At 63.9% G+C, this 16,606-nt stretch carries 14 protein-coding genes; 5 read left to right on the plus strand and 9 right to left on the minus strand.

Features of this window, described 5'->3' with window-relative positions:
• The first annotated feature begins 224 nt into the window (after positions 1-224).
• Positions 225-1,445 carry a serine/threonine transporter SstT gene (sstT, locus tag NFH98_RS14370; RefSeq protein WP_045993786.1) on the plus strand — a complete coding sequence of 407 codons (1,221 nt, stop codon included), beginning with the start codon at positions 225-227 and terminating at the stop codon, positions 1,443-1,445.
• 126 nt (positions 1,446-1,571) lie between these two features.
• On the opposite strand, the gene pflA is transcribed toward sstT, so the two are convergent.
• Both pflA and pflB read right to left on the minus strand, forming a co-directional pair.
• On the minus strand, positions 1,572-2,315 hold the full coding sequence (gene pflA / locus NFH98_RS14375; protein ID WP_348826860.1) for a pyruvate formate lyase 1-activating protein: 744 nt from the start codon (positions 2,313-2,315) through the stop codon (positions 1,572-1,574).
• An 88-nt stretch (positions 2,316-2,403) separates the two neighbouring features.
• Positions 2,404-4,680 (minus strand): formate C-acetyltransferase, encoded by a 2,277-nt coding sequence (gene pflB / locus NFH98_RS14380; RefSeq protein ID WP_348826861.1) that lies wholly within the window; start codon positions 4,678-4,680, stop codon positions 2,404-2,406.
• Positions 4,681-5,050: 370 nt separating this feature from the next.
• On the opposite strand from pflB, the gene NFH98_RS14385 reads away from it, so the two are divergent.
• Together NFH98_RS14385 and NFH98_RS14390 are read left to right on the plus strand one after the other, a co-directional pair.
• Complete coding sequence (locus tag NFH98_RS14385; protein WP_222515836.1) at positions 5,051-5,551, plus strand: hypothetical protein; 501 nt, start codon at positions 5,051-5,053, stop codon at positions 5,549-5,551.
• Positions 5,551-6,456, plus strand: a complete 906-nt coding sequence (locus NFH98_RS14390; protein WP_222515837.1) for a tetratricopeptide repeat protein — start codon at positions 5,551-5,553, stop codon at positions 6,454-6,456. Before NFH98_RS14385 ends, NFH98_RS14390 begins: the two co-directional genes overlap by 1 nt.
• 117 nt (positions 6,457-6,573) lie before the next feature.
• Here NFH98_RS14390 and htpG read toward each other — a convergent pair whose 3' ends face one another.
• From htpG to NFH98_RS14405, 3 genes are all read right to left on the minus strand, one after another.
• On the minus strand, positions 6,574-8,478 hold the full coding sequence (gene htpG / locus NFH98_RS14395; RefSeq protein WP_045993791.1) for a molecular chaperone HtpG: 1,905 nt from the start codon (positions 8,476-8,478) through the stop codon (positions 6,574-6,576).
• A 242-nt stretch (positions 8,479-8,720) separates the two neighbouring features.
• Complete coding sequence (locus NFH98_RS14400) at positions 8,721-9,740, minus strand: PaaI family thioesterase (RefSeq protein WP_240184312.1); 1,020 nt, start codon at positions 9,738-9,740, stop codon at positions 8,721-8,723.
• Positions 9,741-9,936: 196 nt separating this feature from the next.
• The gene (locus NFH98_RS14405) at positions 9,937-10,293 is read right to left on the minus strand and encodes a YkvA family protein (RefSeq protein WP_045993792.1); all 357 of its coding nucleotides are present in this window, start codon (positions 10,291-10,293) and stop codon (positions 9,937-9,939) included.
• Positions 10,294-10,553: 260 nt separating this feature from the next.
• Between NFH98_RS14405 and NFH98_RS14410 the strand changes: the two genes are divergently transcribed.
• Positions 10,554-12,497: a transglycosylase SLT domain-containing protein gene (locus tag NFH98_RS14410; protein ID WP_349622887.1), complete on the plus strand. Its 1,944-nt coding sequence runs from the start codon at positions 10,554-10,556 to the stop codon at positions 12,495-12,497.
• A gap of 157 nt (positions 12,498-12,654) precedes the next feature.
• Here the strand turns inward: NFH98_RS14410 and NFH98_RS14415 are convergent, their stop codons facing one another.
• Both NFH98_RS14415 and NFH98_RS14420 read right to left on the minus strand, forming a co-directional pair.
• Positions 12,655-13,308, minus strand: coding sequence for a LysE family translocator (locus tag NFH98_RS14415; protein ID WP_045993794.1), 654 nt, complete (start codon positions 13,306-13,308; stop codon positions 12,655-12,657).
• Entirely contained in the window at positions 13,308-13,733 is a 426-nt protein-coding gene (locus NFH98_RS14420) for an NINE protein (RefSeq protein ID WP_045993795.1), read from the minus strand. The genes NFH98_RS14415 and NFH98_RS14420 overlap by 1 nt, the downstream gene beginning before the upstream one ends.
• A gap of 357 nt (positions 13,734-14,090) precedes the next feature.
• Here NFH98_RS14420 and NFH98_RS14425 point away from each other — a divergent pair, with 357 nt between their 5' ends.
• Positions 14,091-14,297: a cold-shock protein gene (locus NFH98_RS14425; protein WP_045993796.1), complete on the plus strand. Its 207-nt coding sequence runs from the start codon at positions 14,091-14,093 to the stop codon at positions 14,295-14,297.
• Between the two features lie 271 nt (positions 14,298-14,568).
• On the opposite strand, the gene NFH98_RS14430 is transcribed toward NFH98_RS14425, so the two are convergent.
• Entirely contained in the window at positions 14,569-15,129 is a 561-nt protein-coding gene (locus NFH98_RS14430) for a hypothetical protein (RefSeq protein ID WP_348826862.1), read from the minus strand.
• Between the two features lie 364 nt (positions 15,130-15,493).
• Positions 15,494-16,423: a lipid kinase YegS gene (gene yegS / locus NFH98_RS14435; RefSeq protein WP_045993797.1), complete on the minus strand. Its 930-nt coding sequence runs from the start codon at positions 16,421-16,423 to the stop codon at positions 15,494-15,496.
• Positions 16,424-16,606: the final 183 nt, after the last annotated feature.

Here is a 16,606-nt window from a genome sequence, read left to right on the forward strand (position 1 = left end):
CATCTCCCCAACCCAGTCAATATTTTCAGCGGACACCAGGAATGCAGCCACACCATCTATGCAACTGCTGATCCATGCCAGATTCTTACTGCTGATATCATGCTTAAGTCGAACCGTTGGGTGTGGCCGACGGTGATAGAATCGCCCTCCTTCCGGCCACAAGCCGACGCCCATCCGTCCTGACGCGACGGTCGATGCACACTCCACGCTTCGAGACCAGAGCCATGTCCACCTCCTTGAGCGCCCCCTTCAAGGCGCTGAATCGTCTGGGGCTGATCCCTCAGATCGTGATCGGTATCCTCTGCGGTATCGCCGTCGCCACCCTGTCCCCCGAGCTCGCCGCCTCGGTATCGCTGCTCGGCCAGGTATTCATTTCGGCCTTGAAGGCGGTCGCCCCGGTGCTGGTCTTCGTGCTGGTGATGGCCGCCATCGCCGGCCATCAGCGCGGCCAGCCGACCCAGATACACAGCGTACTGGTGCTGTATCTGATCGGCACCCTGGTGGCGGCGCTGGTGGCGGTGGTGGCCAGTTTCGCCCTCCCCACCGAACTGACCCTGAATACCGCTCAGGCCAGCGGCAATCCGCCAGGCGGCGTGGTAGAGATCCTGCGCAACCTGCTGTTGAGCGCCGTGGCCAACCCGGTCAGCGCATTGATGAACGCCAACTTCATTGCCATCCTGGTGTGGGCCGTCAGCCTCGGCCTGGTGCTGCGCAGCGCCAGTGCCGCTACCAAGGGCATGATCGAGGACCTGTCCCAGGCGGTATCGACCCTGGTGCGCTGGGTCATTCGTCTGGCACCGCTGGGTATCTTCGGACTGGTCGCCGGCACCCTGGCCGAAGCCGGAATCGGTGCGCTGCTGGAGTACGCCCAACTGCTGTCGGTGATCGTCGGCTGCATGCTGTTCGTCGCCCTGGTGACCAATCCGCTGATCGTCTTCCTGGCCACTCGCCAGAACCCTTATCCGCTGGTCTTCAGCTGTCTGCGCGGTAGCGCCATCACCGCCTTCTTCACTCGCTCAAGCGCAGCCAACATCCCGGTCAACCTGGAGCTGTGCAAGCGTCTGAAGCTGGATGAGGACACCTACTCCATCTCGATCCCGCTCGGCGCCACCATCAACATGTCCGGTGCCGCCATCACCATCAGCGTCATGACGCTTGCCACCGCCCATACCCTGGGCATCAGCGTGGACTTCGTCACCGCCCTGCTGCTGTGCGTGGTCTCCGCCCTGGCCGCCTGCGGCGTCTCCGGCGTGGCCGGTGGCTCGCTGCTGCTGATTCCCATGGCCGCCAGCCTGTTCGGCATTTCCGCCGACGTGGCGATGCAGGTGGTCGCCATCGGCTTCGTCATCAGCGTGGTCCAGGACTCCACCGAGACCGCCCTCAACTCTTCCACCGATGTGCTGTTCACCGCCGCCGCCAGCCGCAGGGGCGAACTGAGCGACTGACGCCCAGAGGCGCTGCCGCGCTTGCTCATCTCCTGAAACAACAGCTCTTCTGAAACGACAGCGAGCCCCTCTCACCAAAGGGTGAAAGGGGCTCGCTGTGTTGTTCGAGCGGGCGACATCGCCACGTCAGCCAGCGATGACCTCCGGATGATACCGCGAGGCGATCGTCACCAGGCGCTGCATGGTCTCGCCACTCGGTGGCGCCACTCCTGCCAGCGGATAGTGCTCTCCCAGCTCCTGCCACTTGTACTCGCCAAGTGCGTGATAGGGCAGCAGCTCGACACGCTCGACGTTGTCCATCGTCTCGACGAACTCCCCCAGCAGGTGCATGGATGCCTCGCTGTCGGTAAAGCCAGGCACGATCACCTGACGAATCCAGGTGGGCTTGCCGATCGCCGCCAGATGACGGGCAAAGGCCAGGGGACGGCGTCGGGGGATACCGGTGAGCTCACGGTGCACGCCCTCGTCGAGATGCTTGAGATCCAGCAGCACCAGGTCGGTGGCGGCAAGCAATTCGTCGAGGACCTCATCGTAGTGGCAGACGTAGCCATTGGTGTCGAGGCAGGTGTGCATGCCCTCGGCCTTGGCCGCCTGAAACAGGTCGCGCACAAACGCCGGTTGCAGCAGCGCCTCGCCGCCGGTGCAGGTGATGCCGCCCCCCGACGCCCGCATGAACGGCAGATAGGTTCTGGCTTCGGTGAGTATCTCGTCCACCGTCACCTCACGTCCGCCCTGGCGATCCCAGCTGTCGCGGTTGTGGCAGTACTGACAGCGCATCACGCAGCCCTGCAGAAACACCAGAAAGCGAATGCCTGGGCCATCCACGGCACCACAGCTCTCCAGGTGATGGAGACGGCCAGTGATCATCATCGGGACTCCTCACGAAAAGGGGCTCCGGGAGAGACCCGGAGCCCGGAAAGGGACCGCTGTCGCGGCCCCGGGCGAGACGACTGTCGGCTCAGAGCGTTTCGGTGAAGGTGCGGGAGATCACGTCGCGCTGCTGTTCCGCGGTCAAGGAGTTGAAGCGCACCGCGTAGCCGGACACGCGAATGGTCAGCTGAGGATACTTGTCCGGATTGACCACGGCGTCCTCGAGCATCTCGCGGTTGAGCACGTTGACGTTCAAGTGCTGACCGCCCTCCTGACGTTCGCTGTGGTGGAAGTAACCGTCGAGCAGGCCAGACAGGTTGCTGCGCTGGGCGCCCTCGTCCTTGCCCAGCGCCCTCGGCACGATGGAGAAGGTATACGAGATCCCGTCCTTGGCGTGGGCGTAGGGCAGCTTGCCCACCGACGTCAACGAGGCCACAGCGCCCTTGGTGTCACGCCCGTGCATGGGGTTGGCACCCGGTGCGAAGGGCTCGCCGGCGCGACGACCGTCCGGCGTGGTGCCGGTCTTCTTGCCGTAGACCACGTTGGAGGTGATGGTCAGCACCGACTGGGTCGGCTCGGCGCCACGGTAGGTATTGAGCTTGCGGATCTTGTTCATGAAGGTCTCGACCAGCTCGCAGGCGATATCGTCGACGCGCGGATCATTGTTGCCGAAGCAGGGGTAGTCGCCCTCGATCTCGAAGTCCACCGCCACGCCGTCAGGATCACGCACCGGGCGCACCTTGGCGTACTTGATCGCCGACAGCGAGTCCGCCGCCACCGACAGCCCGGCGATGCCACAGGCCATGGTGCGCTTGACGTCGAGGTCGTGCAGCGCCATCAGCGCTGCCTCGTAGCTGTACTTGTCGTGCATGTAGTGGATGGCATTGAGGGCGGTCACGTACTGGCGTGCCAGCCAGTCCATCAGGCCATCCATGCGCGCCCACACCTCGTCGAAGTCGAGCACCTCGGTGGCGATCGGCTCACTCCTGGGGCCGACCTGGATCTTCAGCTTCTCGTCGACGCCGCCGTTGATCGTGTAAAGCAGCGTCTTGGCCAGGTTGGCCCGGGCACCGAAGAACTGCATCTGCTTGCCGATCACCATGGGAGACACGCAGCAGGCGATGGCGTAGTCGTCGGAGGCGAAGTCCACGCGCATCAGATCATCGTTCTCGTACTGGATCGACGAGGTATCGATGGACACCTTGGCGCAGTAACGCTTGAAGCCGTCGGGCAATTGCTCAGACCACAGCACCGTGAGGTTGGGCTCCGGGCTCGGACCCATGGTGTAGAGGCTATTGAGGAAACGGAAGCTGGTACGGGTGACCAGGGTGCGTCCGTCAAGCGCCATCCCGCCCAGGCATTCGGTGGCCCAGATCGGGTCGCCGGAGAACAGCTCGTCGTACTCAGGGGTGCGCAGGAAGCGCACCATGCGAAGCTTCATGATGAAGTGATCGACCAGCTCCTGGGCGCGGGCTTCGTCGATCACGCCTTGGCGCAGGTCACGCTCCAGGTAGATATCGAGGAAGCTGGAAGTACGTCCCAGTGACATGGCGGCGCCGTTTTGCGACTTCACTGCCGCCAGGTAGCCAAAGTAGGTCCACTGGATGGCCTCCTGGGCGGTGGCAGCCGGGACCGAGACGTCGAAGCCGTACTTGGCGGCCATTTCCTTGAGCTGGCCGAGTGCACGATGCTGCTCGGCGACTTCCTCGCGCAGCTGGATCACCGCCTCCAGGTCCTCGCCCTGTTCGAAGCGCTGCTGCAGCGAGGCAAACTGCGCCTGCTTGTCACGCATCAGGAAATCGACACCGTAAAGGGCGACCCGGCGGTAGTCACCGATGATGCGTCCACGACCGTAGGCGTCCGGCAGTCCAGTCAGCACCCCTGACTTGCGACACTTGAGGATGTCCGGGGTGTAGACATCGAACACCCCCTGATTGTGGGTCTTGCGAAATTCGGTGAAGACCTTCTTGACCTGAGGATCGAGTTCACGACCGTAGGCCTGGCATGAGCCCTCCACCATCTTGATGCCGCCGTTGGGCATGATCGCCCGCTTCAGCGGCGCGTCGGTCTGCAGTCCAACGATGGTCTCGAGACGCTGATCGATATAGCCGGCGTCATGAGCGGTGATGGTCGAGACCAGCGAGGTGTCGAAGTCCAGCGGTGCATGGGTGACGTTTTCCTGCTTGACGCCTTCCATCACAGTGTCCCATAGCTCGCGAGTGCTGGCCGCCGGCTCGCTGACCAGGAAACGCTCGTCACCCTCGTAGGGCGTCACATTGGCCAGCAAGAAGTCTCGTACGTCGACGTCCTTCTTCCACTCGCCCCCGGCAAACCCTTCCCACGCTTGCGCGAATTGCTCTTTCATCGACTTGCACCTCAACAGAGTAAATGACAACGCTAGTCCTGCATGCTGAGCGACGGCCATCCCTCGGAGATGGCAGCCGGCCCGCCTGTTCGGTGGCAGCAGCGGTCGCCGCATCGGAGGCGGCGGGTGTGCTGCACGCTTCTCGATCGGCGAAAAAACACCTGCCCTCGAGAGCACAATTCGACCTTAGCAGTAGTCCCGTCGCCCCTACTTGACCCGCATCATGGCGCCACGGGACGGCGATACAGCGCGAGCGAAGCGGCCAAGAAACCTGTACCAGGCCAATTTCGCGCGGCGAGGACGGCCGCCTGCGCTATGCTGACAAGGGCATACGTAGGCCTGAGCCCTGTCCCACCGCCGGGTGCCCGTGATGAACAGCTTTCCCACGCTTCTGGAGTACGGTCTGCCAGGCTTCGCCGTGGTGCTGCTGATCCTCGGCTACCACCTGCTCAACAAGACCCACACCCTGTTGCTCAATGAGCGCTCTGGCGAGACCAGTGAGGGCACCGAGTTGCGCATTCGCTATCTGCAGGAGATCTCCAAGAACGCCAGGCTGTTCATGGCGCTGAGTCTGCTGTTCTTCGTCGGCGGGCTGGCCATGGCAATGATGAAACCCTCGAGCCAGGTCAATCTTTCCATCGCCCCGCCGGAAGGCGTACTGCCGGTCATCCGTCTGCAGGAGCGGGACATGCCGCTGGATGGCCGGGGCACGGTCGTGCTGAAGGTCCAGGACGACAATGTGCTGCGCATCTTGAACAACGATCTGCACGGCCGGCTGATCGCCATCGAGCAGGAGCGCGACGCCTTGAAGAGCCAACTGGCCGACGTCATCGCTGCAGCGGAGCGAGATTCTCCGCAGGTAGGCTTCTAATGAAGAACAGGCAGGGCGCCTTGGCGTCGCGCGCGATGGCGACAGACCTGGCCGGGCCAGCGAAGGGAAAACGACGGCGCCACCCCACGTCTACGATAAACGCCCTGCTGATCGTGCTGCTGAGCGTCGGGGTGGCGTGGCCGGTGATTGCCCAGCAGGCCCCGCTGTCCAGGGCCAAGGCGCTGTTGCAGCAGGGTGACAACCAGGCCGCCCTGCGCGAACTACGGCCTCTGCTCGAAAGTCCTGATCCGCTGGCCCGGATGGAAGGCTTGAACGCCCAGGGCTGGATTCTGTATCGGGAAGGCCGCCACGCTGACGCCTCAGCGCTGTTCGAGCAGGCGCTCAGGGCGAGTCAAGGTCATGACGGCTTGCGTGAGGTGCGCCTGAAGGCTCTCAACAACGCTGGCATCAACGCCTTTTCCGCCGGAGAGCTCGACAAGGCTCGAAGCTACTTCGAGGCCGCACTGGCCCTCGGCAGCGACGTGGCCCCGCGCTACCTGACCATCATCACCCGCCAGGCCCCCATGCAGTCGGCCCAGCAGCAGGTCAGCGCAGGACGTGAAAAGCGCATCGAGCGCGACTTCGAGGGGGCGGTGGCCGACTACACCCGGGCGCTTGCGATCGACCCGAACAACAACGACGCGCTCTCCTACCGCGGCTACGCCTACTACCGCTTGGGCCAGTACGACAGGGCCCGGGCGGATATCGAGGCGGCCCTGGCGAGTTCTCCCCAGCGGCTGGACGCACTGATCAACCTGCTCAAGGTGAGCTGCGCCAGCGGCGATGACATCGATGCGGTGCTCAAGCGCCGAGGTCACGCCATCCAGCGTCAGCGTGAGGCCATGCTCGACGACAGGGAGCTTCAGCGCCAGTGCCCCGACCTCTTCGCCAGCCTGAAACACTGAACAACCGCCATCGGCGCGGCAAGGACGTCGCCTTGCAGTTGCCTGAACGCAGCGACGCCACCCGAAGGTGGCGTCGTGGTTGGGGCGCTTGAGCTCTTGACGTAGGCAGCCAGCTTGTCAGGCACTCAGCAGGGCGTTGAGACGCTTGACGTAGGCGGCCGGATCGTCGAGATGACCACCCTCTGCGATGATCGCCTGATCGAGCAGGATCCGCGCCAGATCACCGAAGCCGTCACCGTCGGCCCCTTCCAGGCGAGCGACCAGGGCGTGGTCCGGGTTGAGCTCGAGGATCGGCTTGACCTCGGGCAGGCTCTGGCCCGCAGCCTCCATGATACGGCGCATCTGGAAGCCCATCTCGTGCTCGGGTAGCACCACGCAGGCAGGTGAATCGGTCAGGCGGTGGGTGATCTTGACCTCCTGGACCTCCTCGCCGAGCGCTTCCTTGACCCGCTTGACCAGATCCTCCTTGGACTTGGCGGTCTCCTCCTGGGCCTTCTTCTCGTCCTCGTCCTCGACGTCCCCCAGGTCCAGATCGCCCTTGGCAACATCGGCAAACTTCTTGCCATCGAACTCGGTGAGATGGCTCATCAGCCACTCATCGATGCGATCGTGGAGCAGCAGCACCTCGATGCCCTTCTTGCGGAAGATTTCCAGGTGGGGGCTGTTCTTGGTGGCGTTGAAGCCATCGGCGACGATGTAGTAGATCTTGTCCTGACCTTCCTTCATCCGCTCCACGTAGTCGGCCAGGGACTGATCCTGGGTGGCGCTGTCGGTGTGGGTGGAAGAGAAACGCAGCAGTCCGCTGATCTTGTCGCGGTTGGCGTAGTCCTCCGCCGGACCTTCCTTGAGCACCGAACCGAAGGTGTTCCAGAACGTCTGGTAGGCTTCCTTGTCCTTGGCCAGCTTCTTGAGCATGTCCAGGGCACGCTTGGTCAGCGCGGACTTGATCTTCTCTACCTTCGGGTCCTGTTGCAGCAGCTCACGGGATACGTTCAGCGACAGATCGCGGGTGTCCAGCACCCCCTTGATAAAGCGCAGGTACAGCGGCAGGAACTGCTCGGCGTCGTCCATGATGAACACGCGCTGGACGTACAGCTTGACCCCACGGGCACCGTCACGCTCGTACAGGTCGAAGGGTGCGCGGCCCGGCACGTACAGCAGGCTGGTGTACTCCAGGTTGCCCTCGACCTTGTTGTGGCTCCAGGTCAGGGGGTCGGAGAAGTCGTGGGCCACGTGCTTGTAGAAGGCCTTGTACTCGTCCTCGGAGACCTCGCTCTTGGGCCGCACCCACAGCGCGGTCGCCTCGTTGACGGTCTCCCAGGTGGTGACCTCGCTACCGTCGACCTCGTTGCCATCGTCGTCGGTGGCCTTTTCGGTACGCGGCATCTTCACCGGTACTTCGATATGGTCGGAGTACTTGCGCACCAGGCTCTGCAGGCGATAGTCGTCGGCAAACTCCCTGGCGTCCTCCTTGAGGTGGAGGATGATCTCGGTGCCGTGCTTCTCGCGCTCGATCTCGGCGACCACAAACTCGCCCTCGCCTTTCGAGCGCCACTCGACGCCGGCATCGGCGGCGTCACCGGCCTTGCGGGTACGCACGGTGATCTCGTCGGCGACGATAAAGCCTGAATAGAAGCCGACCCCGAACTGGCCGATCAGCCGGGCGTCCTTCTGCTGTTCGCCGGAAAGCTGCTTGAGAAACTCGGCGGTGCCACTCTTGGCGATGGTGCCCAGGTTGGCGATCACGTCCTCGCGGTTCATGCCGATACCGTTGTCACGAAGGGTGACGGTGCCGGCCTCGCTGTCGTGCTCGATCTCGACGCGCAGCTCGCTGTCGCCCTCGTAGAGCGCATCATTGTCCAGCGCCTGATAACGCAGCTTGTCGCAGGCGTCGGCGGCGTTGGAGATCAGCTCCCGAAGAAAGATCTCGCGGTTGGAGTACAGCGAGTGGATCATCAGGTTGAGAAGCTGCTTGACCTCGGTCTGAAAGCCCAGGGTTTCTTCGTGGGTAGCGGTGGTCATGGTAGATCGAACCCCTTTCGACATGGCGATTTCCGGGCCAGCGATGGGTCGCTGGCGGTCCAGAGTGCACGGCTCGCGCCGCACGTCATTCAAGATGACAATCGATATGGGGTCCGCGCTGCGCTTTTCAAGGCTGGCGCCACCAAGTCAAGGCTGGCACCTTCACATCAAGGCTGGCCAGACCTGGGCCGACGTCCCTGGCCGTGGTCACCCGGCTAACGGCTGCCCAGGCCGGCTCTCACCTACGCCGGCGCCCCCAGCACGTAGGTCAAGCGAGCCCGGGCAACCGGCGCGTCTTCGTCGTCCTGCCACGCCCATGCCTCGACATTGGCCATGCGCCGCCCTTCGCGCACCAGACGACAACGCGCGAAGGTTGGCTTCACCCCGGCCGAACTGAGGTAGTCCACGGTGACGTTGACCAGCCTCGGCAGGCGCGGCTCACGGGTCTGCGCCAGGGTATCCAGCGCTGCAGCAGTCTCCAGAAAGGCCGACACCACACCACCGTGCAGCGCCGGCAGCATCGGATTGCCAACGTTGTGGGGACGCGTCTCCAGTACAAAGCGCCTGCCGTGCTCATCGCGGTCCTCCCTCACCCCGATGAAGTCGGCGTAGGGCACCTCGCCAAGCCAGGCGTTGATCTCACCGCTGGCACGCCCACGTTCCAGCAAGCCGCTGACACTCTCGTGTGGAGCCGCCGCTATCGCACCACTGTCGGCATCGCCAACTGGGGCCTTCTCTTCGATAAGGGGATCGCCCTCGTCTTCCACAAGACCGGCGAACATGGCCTCGGCAAAACCTGCTGGCGTGTTGCGCGGCCCCAGCCGGGCAAAGTGCCCGCGGGCGCAGGCCACCACCTGTCCTTCGTGCTGCCAGGCCCGGGCCTCGGTGAACACCACCGAGTCGGTGATGGCCTCCACTTCGGCACGTACCCACAATGACGCCCCCTGACAGGCAGGGCGACGATGACTGATATGCAGATCCAGGGTGGGACAGACCTCAGGACTTGGCAGTGCCGGCAGGACCGAGGCACCGCAGGCGGTGTCCAGCAGTACGCTGAGCACCCCGCTGTGCACCAGGCTTCTCGAGCGATCACCGCACAACTCGGCGCCCCCGGGCAGATATAGGGTGACGCCGCTGGCATCCACCGCAACGACGCGCATGCCGAGCGCCTGGGTATGTGGAATGACATCGACAAAGCGCTGAAGCGCCTGCCGCCAGAGCGACACGGAGGGTGGCTGCAGGGTGCGGTGCGAGGAGGACATGAGCGGGCTCGAATTCAAACGTTTGACTGACAATCTAGACCCAGCCCGCCGACGCCACAATAGGTCCTTGGTCCGCATTTTTACCTTTTACCCGCCAAATGCTCGCCAAGCGTCAGAAACAGACGACGTACCCTGAAGCAAACGCAAAAAGCTCGAATCCGCACACTTCGAGCCAGAAAATCAAGAACAAGGCACCTTAGATGTCGTGGATATCCCGCTCCTCCCGCGGAGCATCGTCCTCGCCAATACCACGCCAGGCGCGATAGTCGGCCAGACTATTGTCCACCTTGGTCAGCAACCAGCCGACGATGACCACATCATCGAGAAGACCGAACAGCAGCAGCACATCGGGAATCAGATCCAGCGGTGACACCAGATAGGCAAAGGCCACCGCCATCCAGCCGAAAGCCGCCCAGGGCACCGGGCGGTAGCGACCGCTGAGCACGTCCTGCAGCATCGGGATAAACAGCTTGAGCGCCCGCATTATATGCTTGAACGCTCGGGTGCGTTGGGTAAAGCGACCAATAACGGGGATTCGATCAAACAGGGCCATGGATAGTCTCCTCGACTCAATTCAGCACCAACGATTGCCGATGGTATTTATCGGGTGTCAACGGCTATCTTCATGGCGTCGACGTCGTCTTATCGCAACATGGGGGCGAAGCTGACCGGGGTCAAGTCTCGTAACCTGGCCGGGCAACTGTTCAAGGCCCGCCGGTTCGGTCACCATGTGGCTTCGATCCGACATCGATTCGCCGTCTACGGCACAAAAAGGCAGCAATGTCTTCTTCTTCACAGACCAGGAGGGTCTCCATGCCATTCGCCTTGTTTCGTCGCCTCGTGCCGCTGGTGGCAGCCACGGCACTGTGCATGCCATTGACGGCTACCGCCCAGGGCAGTGACGGCGCCATGCGCAGCGCCCTGGAAGCCGCCCGTAGCGGCAACTTCCACAACATCAACGACGCCGCCATTCGCGGCCACGAACTGGCCGGCTATGTGGCGTACTATCGTCTGCGCGATCGCCTGCCCAACGCCAGCCCTCAGGAATTTCTCAGCTACATCTCGGCCAATGCCGATGCGCCGCTGGGTGACTGGATGCGTGAGCAGGCCATCCTGCGCTACGGCAAGGCCGGGCGCTACGGCGATCTGCTGGCCGTCGCCGGCGGCGTTCCCGAGACCACCGCCGAGCAGTGCTACTACTACACCGCGCAACTGGGCCAAAGCCCCGCCGTCGCCGCTCAGGGCGGCCGCGAACTATGGCTGGTGGGTCGCTCCCAGCCGGATGCCTGCGACTCCCTATTCTCCACCCTGCGCGCCCGCGGCGAGATCGGTGGCACGGAAATCTTCGAGCGCATGATGCTGGCCTGGGAAAACGGCGAAGACGGACTGGTCAGCTATCTTGGCCGTCAATTGGGACCCGCCTGGAGCTCCGCTGCAGCAGCGCAGCAAAGCGTGGCCGCCAACCCGTCGCGACTGGCAAGCGTAGCGCGCTGCGTCGGCCCCAACTGCGCCGGCACCGCCTCCTTTGTGCGGGCCGCCATCATCGCCACTGCAGAGTCATCCCCGGCGGCGGCGCTGTCCGCCTGGCAGCAGGTCTCCGGCAGTGTGAGCCTGCCGGCCCAGTCTCGCCAGGCGCTGGAGCGCGAGATCATCTATTACGCCCTGCGCCGCGACCAGCGCAGCCTGCTCGGCTGGATCGACGGCGCCCTGGCCGGCCAGCAGGATCCGGAGGTGTTCGAACTGCGTGCACGCCTGGCCATCCGCGATCGCGACTGGGCCGCCGTCGAGCGCACCGTTGGCATCATGCCCGCCGAGCCCCAGGCCAAGGCGCGCTGGCAATACTGGCTGGGCCGCGCGCTGGCCCTGCGCGGGCAGCAGGCAGACGCGCAGGCCGCCTACGCCCGGGCAGCGGGTCAACGCGACTTCTTCGGCTTCGTCGCCGCCGACCGCCTCGGCCAGTCCTACGATCTCAACATGGAAGACACGCGTTTCAGCGAAGCCGAGCGCGCCCAGGTCGCCGGCTGGCCGACGGTGCGTCGCACCGAGGCGCTGCTGCGCGTCGGACAGGAAGGGCTTGCCAACCTCGAGTGGAATCACGCGGTACGCAGCGCAGGCCCCACCGACGCCCGGCGCCTGGCGGACTACGCCGCAGGACGCGGTTGGCACGTACGCCTGGTGCAGACGACCATCGTCGGCAAGATGCTCGACGCCCTGCCCTGGCGCTTTCCCGAAGCCTACCGGGAGGACTTCCGCCGCTGGGGCCAGGCCAACAATGTCGATCCCTACCTGCTGATGGGGATCGCCCGTCGCGAGAGCGCCTACAACCCCGAAGCGCTATCACCCGCCGGGGCCAGGGGCCTGATGCAGTTGATGCCGGGTACCGCCGCGCTGGTAGGACGCCAGGTGGGCATCGGTGATCCTGGACCCTACGGCGTGCTCGACCCGGCCACCAACATTCGTCTGGGCAGCACCTATATCCGTGACATGATCGCGCGCTACGGCGGCAACCGTATCGCCGCGGCGGCGGCCTACAACGCCGGCCCCCACCGGGTCGACACCTGGCTTGCCCGCGCGCCGGGCGAATTCGACCTGTTCGTCGAGGAGATCCCCTTCAAGGAAACCCGCCGCTACGTCCGCGCGGTGCTCGAGTACCGGGTAGTGTTCGAAAGCCTGGCCCAGGGCTCGACCCAGGGCGTGCAGGTGCTGACAGCGGCCGAGAAGAGCTCGCGCTACGACGGTTCCATGGTACGTCGATGATGTAGCGGAGCCCCGGTGCGTCGATGAGGTGAGATCGCCTCGCAAAGCAAGAACCCCCGGCCTGTGGTCGGGGGTTCTTGCTGTCGAGGTCCGGCTTTTGCGGTAGCTTCGCTGGCCTGTGTCTCGGGCTATTGGCCTACGCGCCGATCGCGTCGGCTCAGGACGGCGCCCGCGTCAACGCCAGCTTGACCCCGAACGCCACCAGCACGCCACCGGTCAAGCCGTTGAGCACGCGCGAGAACGCCGGCCGAGCGAGCCAGTGGCTGGCGCTGCCCACCAATACCGCGACCAGGATCTGCCACAGGTTGGCAATCACGAAGTGGATACCGGCAAGCCACAGGGACTTCAGCAAGGCCGGATCCGTGGGGGCGATGAACTGGGGCAGAAAGGCCATGTAGAACACCACCGTCTTGGGATTGAGCACGTTGGACAGCAACCCCTCGCGCAGCGGCCGCCACGGCGATACGCGCTGGCGGCGGGCGCCACTCGCCGCCGACACCGCGAGCCCCTTGCCGGCCCAGGCCTGACGCAGGCTGGCGACTCCCAGCCAGGCCAGGTAGCCGGCCCCGATCATCTTCAACGCCGAAAACGCCCAGGCCGACTGCAGCAGGATCAGCGATACCCCCAGGGCGGAGATGGTGGCGTGGACGAACAGCCCCGAACAGATCGCCAGGCTGGTCAGCACACCGTCGCGCAGACCGCCCCGAGCGGTGTTGCGAATCACCAGCAAGGTGTCGACCCCGGGAGTGACGCTCAACAGCGTGATCGCCACCACGAAGCCCAGCAACTGGGCATCGATCCAGCCTTCCATCAGCGCACGGACTCGAGGCTATCGGAGTGTTTCAGCGAAATCTGGTCGTTGAGCGTCCAGAAGTCGTAGAGGATGCCGATCAAGAACAGACCACCGGTGAGCAGATAGATGATGCCGGTCACCCATTTGCCCATGTAGAAACGGTGCAGGCCGAATACCCCGAGGAAGGTCAGCAGCACCCAGGCCAGGGTGTAGTTGGTGGGACCACCGCGGAACCGCAGGTCGGCCTCGCGATCCATGCTCGGGATCAAGAACAGGTCGATGATCCAGCCGATGAAGAACAGTCCGAGGGTCAGAAACCAGATGGTGCCGGTCACCGGCTTGCCGTAATAGAACCGGTGGGCGCCGAGGAAACCGAACAGCCACAACAGGTAGCCCACCACCTTGGAGTGGGTATCGTCGCTATGGATCACGGGGGCAGTCATGTGAATTCCTTGTGTCATCTTTTCCGTTAAGAGGCAGCAACGGGCGTCCGGCTGGACGCTGCTGGCCTTTCGATCTACAGTAACTTGGCGAGTCGAGGTAAGCCATTCTCGCCTGCCAGGGGTGGTCGACACCAGAGGTGTCGTTTCCCGGGTAATCGGAATCGCCAACTCGACCGCAGCGTAGGACAGCAAGTAGAAACGTCAGCAGTGGTAGTTCGATCGCTCTATTGTCGAAACACGCAATGCGCCCTTCTTTCTTGTCATGCCCACGCAACAGGGTTCAGACCACACGACGGGAGAAAAGCTCCCCGGGTGGTTGAGCCTGCACCATCATTTAGCGAGTTAAGGAAATCGACAATGGCAACTGGCACTGTCAAGTGGTTCAACGATACCAAGGGCTACGGCTTCATCTCTCCGGACGACGGCGGAGACGACCTGTTCGCCCACTTCTCCGAGATTCAGGCTGAAGGCTTCAAGTCCCTGCAGGACGGCCAGAAGGTCTCCTTCGAGGTGACTCAGGGCAAGAAAGGCCTTCAGGCCTCCAACATCAAGGTCGCCGACTGAGCCTAGTGCCTGTCTGACCTTGTCACGGGGAGATCGCATTCTGCGTGATCTAGCCACCCCGTGAAGCAACAGCGCTTGAGCAGGATTGCCGCAAGTTGTGACGATCCTCGATCATGCGACAAGAAGGCCCACCATACGGTGGGCCTTTCTTGTTGGTCGGCAGAGCCTGCCGGGGGGCCGATCGGATGCCGTAAGAGCTTGCTAGCACGCCTTGGGCCCATGACTAAGCCATGATTAAGCCACCCGGACCTGATGCCCTGCCAATACCAGCTCAGGGCGAGTTGTCGGTACGGGTCTCGACGTCGCCTTCGGCGTTGACGTCGGCATCGAAGGACGCGTCCGCGTCGGCGGGCACCTCCTCGGGGACCTGGCGCTCGGCCTGCTCGAAGGTCTCGTCGATCTTGCGCTTGGCTTCCTCGAACCGGCGTTCGGTTTCCTGAAGGATGGCGTCGACCTCCTCGCTCGATCCCTCGAATTGCACCGGTTCCTCGACAGGGTCCGGCACCGAGGGCACCGAGGCTTCTCCGTCGCCTGTGTCGCTCTGCTGCCCTTCACTGTCCGGTGTGCCTTGGCTAGCGCTCGTTGCCTCGGCCTGCTTATAGGTCTCGTCGATCTTGCGTTGCGCTTCCTCGAAGCGACGCTCGGTCTCCTCCAGGATGGCATCGACATCTGACTCGGTGCTCTCCCCCGGCAGCGCCTGGCCCTGCTCCAGGGTGTCGGTGGCACTGCTGCCGAGGTCTACATCGGCCCCATCGGCGTCACTGTTGCTCTGCGCCCCGTCGGCCCCGCTCGACGCCGCTTCACTCGATGACTCTGACTGGGCTGCGGACATCCCGCTCTCGGAATCGGATGGCTGTTGTTGAGTCGCTGACGGCTCCTCGTCAGTAGCTGAGGGCTCTTCCTCAGTAACTGAAGGCTCTTCCTGAACAGCGGAAGGCTCACTCTGAGACGCCGGGGGCTCCTCTCCATCACACCCAACCAGCCACAGCGGTACGCTCAGTGCCACCAGGGCCGCCGCCATTCGAGGGGTCATTGCCATCGTCTTCTCTCCATAAAGCCTTTGTCCATGCGCCCAATCTCCATGATTGATCGCGCGCTATTGCACCAAAGCCACCCCGGCCACGCAACTTGCGTTGGCGCTGCAGCAAGCCGCAATCTCGCCTATCGGGCGACGTCTATGGCGGCTCCCGCCCTGATCATTCTCCCCGGGGTGAGGCCATGCGACAGCTGTCGGGCATGGTCAGACGCAGCGCCAACGGCATGACCCGGGCCTCGAACGCGCGCTGATAGCAGGCTTCGCCGTCCAGCGTCAGCGGCAGGCGCGCCTCGCCATCGGCTTCAAAGCGCAACCAGGCGCTGCGAAAGGCGTCGACGTACTGGCCATGGTAGGGCCTGGCCCGCAGTTCCTGCATCATTGCCCGAAGCTGGCGCAGCGAGCGGAAGTCACGCACCAGCAGCACGTCGAACAGGCCGTCGTCCAGTCGCGCCGCCGGCGTCAACTGCTGACCGCCACCGGCCTGGATGCCATTGCCGATACCCAGCAGAAAGATGCCCGCTCGACTCTCCCCACCATCCCAGGCCAGGTGGCCCTGGTAGAGCTGATAACGCCAGGCCTTGAAGGCACCGAACACCGAGTAGGCTCCCCCGCCCATCAAGCGCTTGAGCGGCTTCGGTGTCGATGTGGTGATCTCGGCACCGAAACCACCGGTGGCCATGTTGATGAAATAGCGATCATTCATCCTTGGCACATCCACCCAGCGGCTGGGCAGACGACAGGCGGCGTCCAGCGACGCTGCCTGGCCGAGCGGCAGGCCCAGGGACTTGGCCAGGTCATTGGCGCTGCCCAACGGCATGATGGCAAGCTCCGGACGCTCTTCGCGCGGCAACTGCATCAGCCCGTTGACCACCTCATGCACGGTACCGTCACCACCGCCGGCGATGACCCGCTTGACCCGATCGCGTCCAGCCTGGGTGGCCTGGCGTTCGCCGTCGCCCTTTTCCCAGGTGACACGCACGTCCACATCGAGGCCGCCTCGCCGACAGGCGAAGACAGCGCTTCGCACTTCCGGCAATTGCGCCGATTGTCCGTTGAGGATCAGCCGATTGGTGCCCGGCGGCTGGGTCATCCTGACGCTTCCTTTTTCACATGAGGTTCATGAAAGTCGCACATCCTCCCTGTGCGGCGCCTATTTCATCACATCCTTCCCCCGGCATGGAGGCCCGCAGCGGCGATCCGACACCTGCCGGCGTCCAGCCACGTCCTGCTGCCGACGCCGCACCTATGCTGTTGCGGGACGGGCACAATCGCA

Origin of the sequence: Halomonas sp. H33-56 (assembly GCF_040147035.1) — a bacterium.
Classification (GTDB): domain Bacteria; phylum Pseudomonadota; class Gammaproteobacteria; order Pseudomonadales; family Halomonadaceae; genus Halomonas; species Halomonas litopenaei.